This window comes from Wolbachia endosymbiont of Drosophila tsacasi (assembly GCF_028982115.1).
In the GTDB taxonomy this organism is placed as follows: Bacteria; Pseudomonadota; Alphaproteobacteria; order Rickettsiales; family Anaplasmataceae; genus Wolbachia; species Wolbachia pipientis_B.
Map to the genome: position 1 here is coordinate 19,090 of NZ_JAPQLJ010000051.1, position 6,357 is coordinate 25,446.

Annotated in this window: 7 protein-coding genes and 1 pseudogene; 7 read left to right on the plus strand and 1 reads right to left on the minus strand. The window is 35.1% G+C overall.

Annotated features, from left to right (window positions below; translation table 11 throughout):
- The first annotated feature begins 117 nt into the window (after positions 1 to 117).
- The 5 genes from OZD70_RS04715 (at position 118) to OZD70_RS04735 (ending at position 4,552) form a co-directional block, all read left to right on the plus strand.
- On the plus strand, positions 118 to 240 hold the full coding sequence (locus OZD70_RS04715; RefSeq protein WP_259346654.1) for a hypothetical protein: 123 nt from the start codon (positions 118 to 120) through the stop codon (positions 238 to 240).
- Between the two features lie 186 nt (positions 241 to 426).
- Positions 427 to 1,311 carry a GTPase Era gene (gene era / locus OZD70_RS04720; protein ID WP_275021219.1) on the plus strand — a complete coding sequence of 295 codons (885 nt, stop codon included), beginning with the start codon at positions 427 to 429 and terminating at the stop codon, positions 1,309 to 1,311.
- Entirely contained in the window at positions 1,304 to 2,125 is an 822-nt protein-coding gene (locus tag OZD70_RS04725) for a 3'-5' exonuclease (protein WP_275021220.1), read from the plus strand. Before era ends, OZD70_RS04725 begins: the two co-directional genes overlap by 8 nt.
- A gap of 208 nt (positions 2,126 to 2,333) precedes the next feature.
- A complete protein-coding gene (locus OZD70_RS04730) occupies positions 2,334 to 4,220 on the plus strand; it encodes a WD0745 family porin (protein WP_275021221.1) in 1,887 nt (628 codons plus the stop codon).
- A gap of 113 nt (positions 4,221 to 4,333) precedes the next feature.
- Complete coding sequence (locus OZD70_RS04735) at positions 4,334 to 4,552, plus strand: TA system antitoxin ParD family protein (protein ID WP_182183466.1); 219 nt, start codon at positions 4,334 to 4,336, stop codon at positions 4,550 to 4,552.
- Between the two features lie 70 nt (positions 4,553 to 4,622).
- On the opposite strand, the gene OZD70_RS04740 is transcribed toward OZD70_RS04735, so the two are convergent.
- On the minus strand, positions 4,623 to 4,748 hold the full coding sequence (locus OZD70_RS04740; RefSeq protein ID WP_275021223.1) for a hypothetical protein: 126 nt from the start codon (positions 4,746 to 4,748) through the stop codon (positions 4,623 to 4,625).
- Positions 4,749 to 4,922: 174 nt separating this feature from the next.
- Here OZD70_RS04740 and OZD70_RS04745 point away from each other — a divergent pair, with 174 nt between their 5' ends.
- Both OZD70_RS04745 and OZD70_RS04755 read left to right on the plus strand, forming a co-directional pair.
- Positions 4,923 to 5,258: a DUF2163 domain-containing protein gene (locus OZD70_RS04745; RefSeq protein WP_275021224.1), complete on the plus strand. Its 336-nt coding sequence runs from the start codon at positions 4,923 to 4,925 to the stop codon at positions 5,256 to 5,258.
- A gap of 92 nt (positions 5,259 to 5,350) precedes the next feature.
- Positions 5,351 to 6,312, plus strand: a pseudogene (locus OZD70_RS04755) (IS5 family transposase).
- The last annotated feature ends 45 nt before the right edge of the window (positions 6,313 to 6,357 follow it).

Consider the following 6,357-nt stretch of genomic DNA (forward strand, 5'->3'; position numbering starts at 1 on the left):
CAACATTTCTGGATTTTTACCTATATAAGCTGAAACGCGCTTATAAGTCGTTTAAGACAGTATAGTACGCCAATTTGCAGAATTAGAGAGTGATAATTAGCTAACACGGGGTTTCTTTTGCCTTTTTTTTCGTTTGGTAAATTTCTTAATACTTATAGCAACATGAACAAACATTCGAGAGTAACTTCTGCTAGTAGGGTGTCATCCCAGTGCCCAGACACTGGGATCCAGAAGACGTAATTTCAACCAAGTGGCTGCATGATAAAGACTAGATCCCAGTGTCACGCACTGGGATGACAGCTACCCTGGCAACCTTCATCGCGCTACTTGTTAGCGGGATCTAGAGATACCGAGGCGGGATGACGTAGGGGTTGCCGAGATTCCAGTGCTTGACACTGTCATCCAGTTTTCTTTATAATTTCCTTTGTGAAAGAACAAAAGTGCTTATTTGTAACCATAGCTGGCTTACCAAATGCTGGGAAGTCTACATTAATTAACAGCATCATAGGCAAGAAAATTGCAATTATTACACCCAAAGTGCAAACAACAAGGACGCAAATAAGGGGTATTGCAACATGCAACAACACACAAATTGTCTTTACTGACTCCCCAGGAATTTTCTCAGCAGAAACAAAACTTGAAAAAGCTTTAGTCAAGTCTGCATGGTTAGCAATAAAGGGTGATGATATCACTTTGTTACTTGTTGATGTAAGCAATTACTTAAAAAACATAGAAAGAATAAAAACTATATTTGCACGACTGCAGCGCACAAAAGGCAGATGCATTTTGGTTATCAATAAAACTGATTTGGTAAAAAGGCCAGAACTCAAGATGGCTCATGAGCATCTGAATCTGCTTTATAATTTTGAAAAGGTGTTTACGATATCAGCATTAAAGAATGATGGCCTTTCTGATTTGATGAGTTACTTGTCTGAAGTTGCACCGGTGAGCCCTTGGTTTTATGAAGAAGATCAAATAACCGATTCCTCGACAAATTTTTTATCAGCAGAAATTACGAGAGAAAAATTATTCTTGAACTTGCATGAAGAATTGCCATACTCTACAGCTGTTATAACTGAACAATTTGAGAAAAAAAAAGATGAGAGTTTAGTCATCAAACAGATCATATTCGTGTTGAAAGATAATCATAAAAAAATAGTGCTAGGGAAAGATGGCAGTAATATTAAAAAAATTAATATCGAAGCACGTGCTGAACTAGAAAAATTATTTGAGTGCAAGGTTCACCTCTTTTTGTTCGTAAAAGTGCGACCTTGGATCGACCGTCCGGAGGAGTATATAGGCAATGCTTAATTCTCTGTTAGTATTTGATATTGAAACTATACCGGATATAAATTCCTGCAAGAATTTGCTGGATATTGATGACAATAGTAGTGTAGAAGAGAAGAGGGATGCATTAACAAAGTACCACCTGGAAATAACAAACGGGCAGAACTCTTTTCTGCGTCAGCCCTTCCACCAAATTGTAGTTATCAGTTTTTTACTTTGCAATATAAGCTGCCAGAGCGATTACGAAGTATTCACACTGCAAGAAATTAGATCTGGAGGCACACTAAATTCCAGTGAAAAGGAGCTAGTGAAAGGATTTTTTAACTACATATCGGAGAAAAAGCCAAGATTAGTTTCGTTCAACGGACGCACTTTTGATATACCAGTGCTAAAGTATCGTGCTATGGTCCATGGCATTCAAGCAGAATATTTTCATAAAGCTGGCGATAAGTGGAATAGTTATAATCAGAGATATAGTAGTGATTGGCATTGTGACTTACTTGAAACCCTCTCTGATTTTGGAGCCTCTGCAAGAGTAAAAATGAACGAAGTTTGCGCAGCATTTAATCTTCCTGGTAAGATTGGAGTTGATGGGTCACAAGTTATGGGCTTATACGATAGCGGCAAAATACAAGAGATTCGAGATTATTGCGAAACGGATGTAATTAATACTTATTTGATTTACTTAAGGTTCATGCATCATCAGGGAAGGATTACTACTGAAAGCTACAACAAAAGCGTGGAAGAGCTGCTTTTAGAGTGCGAAAAAAAAGAACATCTGAAGAAATTTAAAGAAGAATGGCAAATAACTTGTGGTGGAAAAATTTTACTTCCATAGAATAAATAGTAGAGTTATAATGCACTAATAAGCGGACTTCTGTACTAAATTTTGGTTAATATACACGTTGAGCGTATTAAGAAAGTTGCTTTTAAGGTATTGCATTTTACTTTTATTTTCGTTATAAGGTTGCTTTAAGTTGAATTTTCAACATTTTTATATTATTTACATTTAAGACAATGATTTCGAAATTTTTTGGGGGCACTTCATGAAAAAATCTATTTATACTAGAACTGCTCTAGTTTCTTTATTAACTTTATGTTCTTTCAGCAGTTTTGCAGCTGACTTTTCTGATGAGAGTATGAAGGAAATAAAAAAGCAAGAGAGCACAAAAACTTCTGAAAAAACAGAAGTTATGAAAACATCAAATAAAAAACTGAAAGAAAAGATGGACAGAATATGTAATACTGATCCAAGAAAAAAAGCTGAAGAGCTTAAGAAAAAAGAGGAGCTAAGATTAGCAGCCGAGCAGAAGAAAACAGAGGAGATTAGGCTAGCAAATGAGAAAAAAGCAAAGCTTATAGAGGATTCAAAAGCGAAAGCTCTAAATGCTAAGAATTCTAATATAGAAAAAGGTAAAGTTTCAAAAACTAAGGTTTCTAAAGCTAAAGATGTAAAAGTTATTAATAAAAATACAGAGGAAAAAGTTAAGGCAAATCCTGTTGTTTCAGTTGGTGGAGTTGATATTATCGACACTAACCAAGGAAAAGATGGCTTAAGAATAACTTTCGGTGGTGTTGTTGATGCTCAAAGCCATGGTAAACCTGGAATAATTGGTGATAAGCGTTATAACATTATGCCAGGAAAATCTACAGATTATTTTAACAATGTTCAAGATGAAATAAAGGGAGCAAATCCGGTATTTCCTGAAGGAATAGGAAATATTGGTGATTACAGCGAAAGCATGGGTATGATTTCGGATGCAATATTGCACTTAAGAGCTGAAAACAAAAATGAAGATTTAGCACTTCTTTATGGTGCTGATGTGCAGTTTCATGTCCCAGTTACTGAAGGTAAGGGAGCTTCACAGGGTGTTCATGCTGCAAAAGGCAGAAGTGCGCATGTGTTTGTTAATTCAAAATATGGTGATTTGAAACTTGGTTATCAATTTGGTCCTGAGGCTCTGATGAGACTTGATGCAACAAGAATTGCAACTATTGATGGAGCTGCAGATAGTGACTGGTTCAGAAAAGTGAATTTAGAAGGGAGCGCTGCAAGTTTTCCATTTTACGTAACGCCACGTCTTTACACTGAAAGTTTCTCAAGTGAAAGTGAAAGATTCTCTTTCCGTATGGCAGGGAAGTACCATAAAGACGTTATGACTACACTGCCGTTTAGAGCTGCTTACTACTCACCAAATTATATGGGTGCAAGGTTTGGTATTAGCTACTCACCTCGCTATGATAGTAGTTTATTTATTGTGAAGGAGGATAATGATATAAGACATGTTGGTCCAGACTATGAGCACATAGTAAGCGCTGGTGCATCATATGAATATGACTTTAGTAAACATAATATAAAAGTTAAAACCTCTGTGGTTGGTGAGTATGGTCAGGCAAAAAAACCAAATGAAGATAAGCATCTTTATAAAGAATTTACGGAGTATAATGACCTAATGGGTGTGAATTTGGGTGTAAGCGCTGATTATAAGATTAATGAAGACCAAGGCATAAAATTTGCTGCCTCTTTTGCATACTTGGGCAAATCTGGTCAACCAAAGAGTATTAAGGAATACGGCCCCACTGCAAAAAAGTATAAAGATACTAGTGATAATGCTAGAAAAAGCGGCTTAACGCAATTTAATACAGAGGATACAATGTATTGGACTGCAGGGGCTGGTTATCAATATGAGAATATCTACACAAGCTTGACATACTTTGGCAGTAGAATGAATGATGGAGATATGCTTCACGATGGTGCACTTGGCGTTCAATATGATCTTTCTCCTGCATGCAGTAAGAGCAAATTTGTTCCTTACGCAGCCTTACATTATTTTATGACTGATGAAAAAGGTGCGCTGAAAGATCAAAAGGGTACCGATGTACCTTCTAATCAAGGAATTCTTCTACTTACTGGTGTGAAGTTTTCTTTCTAACCAGCTAGTACACACCACAATTCAATGTGGTGTGTATTTCCAGATGAAAATTGTTTATATTGAAAAAATTTTCAATATATGGTATAATAGCTTAAAGTAGAAGTAACAATATCATGGATATAACAGTAAATCTTGATGGGGAGCTTGAGAAAATAGTGCAGTCTCATTCTATGTTGCAAAATCGTTCTGTACCGCAGCAAATTGAGCATTGGGCTAAAATTGGTCAAGTTGTTGAAGATAACCCTGAGCTAAGCTATAACATCATTAAAGAAATCCTTTCAGGCATCGAAGATGCAAAATCAGGTGATGTTGAGGAGTATAAGCCTTTGTAGCCATATTCCATAATGCTCCTTTTCTATCGTCTCAGTGCCAATTTTTGTCATACCAGTATTTCTCTCCTTGTTATCCCAGCACCCCTCTCCTGTCATTCCAGGCTGGAATCCAGCTTTTGATCGAAAATGTTGTATAATGCACAATCAATTTTTCTGGATCCAAGTAGTCAAGGCACTGCCTTTGTCTTTGAGGCAAAACCGGCTATAACACTTAACATACTGCCTTTACAAACATTTGTTTGTAAAGCTGTATGTCAAGCACTGGAATGACGCTTTATGGCTACTTAGATGATGAGAAAAGAACACACTTTCCTTATTCTACTAGCCGTATAGCTACTTTCAAATTCAATCAATTAAACAGGAGTCCCATATGCAAACCACACTAAAAAATCATTTAGCTCAAGAATTACTTACCATCGCTACGTGCTGGAAATTAACCCTTGCATGTGGAGAAGTAATGGGATTCACTGACTATGATGAAGATTTAAATATTAATAATATACTCTATAAATCTTCAAGTGGATTTACAGCCAGTAGTATAATATTAAACAGCGATTTAAAAACTGATAATCTAGAAATTGAAGGGACATTAAATAGTGTTGATATTAAAGAAAAAGATGTTTTATCAGGAAAGTACGACTTTGCAAATATTGAAATATTTCTTGTGAATTATAAAGACTTGACCCAGGGTGGCTTTGTTGCATAGCAAGAATATTTTAGAAAGGGAAAAAGCCTTTTAAAATATGAGTTACTAACAGATTTTGTTGTAAAGTAAGCATTTTGAAAGAAATATAGTTTATGCCACAAAAAATGAGAGTAAGTAACCAAGGAGAATATAACGAATTTCTTGAAAAAAGAGGAAATGTTTTTCACTTTATTGATGAAGCAATAGACAATTGGTATGAAAACAGTCCAAAAGTGTCTGGCGGCAACAATGTTTATAGTGATAAGGCCGTGATTTTAATACATATAATAGTTCACTGTTTAGGATAGGTTTAAGGCAGGCAGTAGGTTTTGTAAAAGGATATCTAAAAAAGATAGAAAAGGATTTGGAAGTCATTAGCTATTCCCAGTCTTCTAGAAGACTAAGTAAGCTCAATATGAAGATCAATGATTATAGAGTGAATAGAGATGATGTAGAAAATATTGAAATTGCTATGGATAGCACAGTAATCAGTATCTATAGTAATAGTGATCAGCATAACAAAGATAATGTCAAAACAAGAAAGTATAATAGAGCAGATCAAGTAAGAAAATTACATGCTGCTTTAAATATAGAAAGCAAAAAAGTAATAGCCATTAAGTATACCAATTCAACTTTACGTGACAGTATATTAGCATGTAGTATGCTTGAAGAAATGGACGGCAAGTATGGCATTTCATCTATTCGTGCAGATGCATCTTATGACGGAAGAAATGTATATAAGATTTGTAAAGAACTTAATATTAAACCTATAATCCGACCCATAAAGAATGCAACAGTCCGTGAAAAGGTGGATTATTTATCAGAAAGAAACAACAATGTTAAGGTTATACAATCTTACAAAAACTATGAAGATGGTGTAAAAGAATGGAAAATGGTGATGAAATATGGCTTAAGATCACATATTGAGGGCTTTTTCTTTAGGCTCAAAAAAACATTTGGATTTAGTTTAAAAAATAAGTCTGAAATGAATCGTGAAAAAGAGCTATTAATTAAGTGCTATTTAATTAATAGATTTACTGAAATTGGTATGCCAAAGTTTGAAACAGCTGCTTAAATTTTTTATATAAAATATTAATGCAAGTAGCTATGCAACAAAGCC

Coding starts and splice junctions, on each gene's coding strand:
- OZD70_RS04725 (WP_275021220.1), top strand. CDS start 1,304: ATGCTTAATTCTCTGTTAGTATTTGATATTGAAACTATACCGGATATA.
- OZD70_RS04730 (WP_275021221.1), top strand. CDS start 2,334: ATGAAAAAATCTATTTATACTAGAACTGCTCTAGTTTCTTTATTAACT.
- OZD70_RS04735 (WP_182183466.1), top strand. CDS start 4,334: ATGGATATAACAGTAAATCTTGATGGGGAGCTTGAGAAAATAGTGCAG.
- OZD70_RS04745 (WP_275021224.1), top strand. CDS start 4,923: ATGCAAACCACACTAAAAAATCATTTAGCTCAAGAATTACTTACCATC.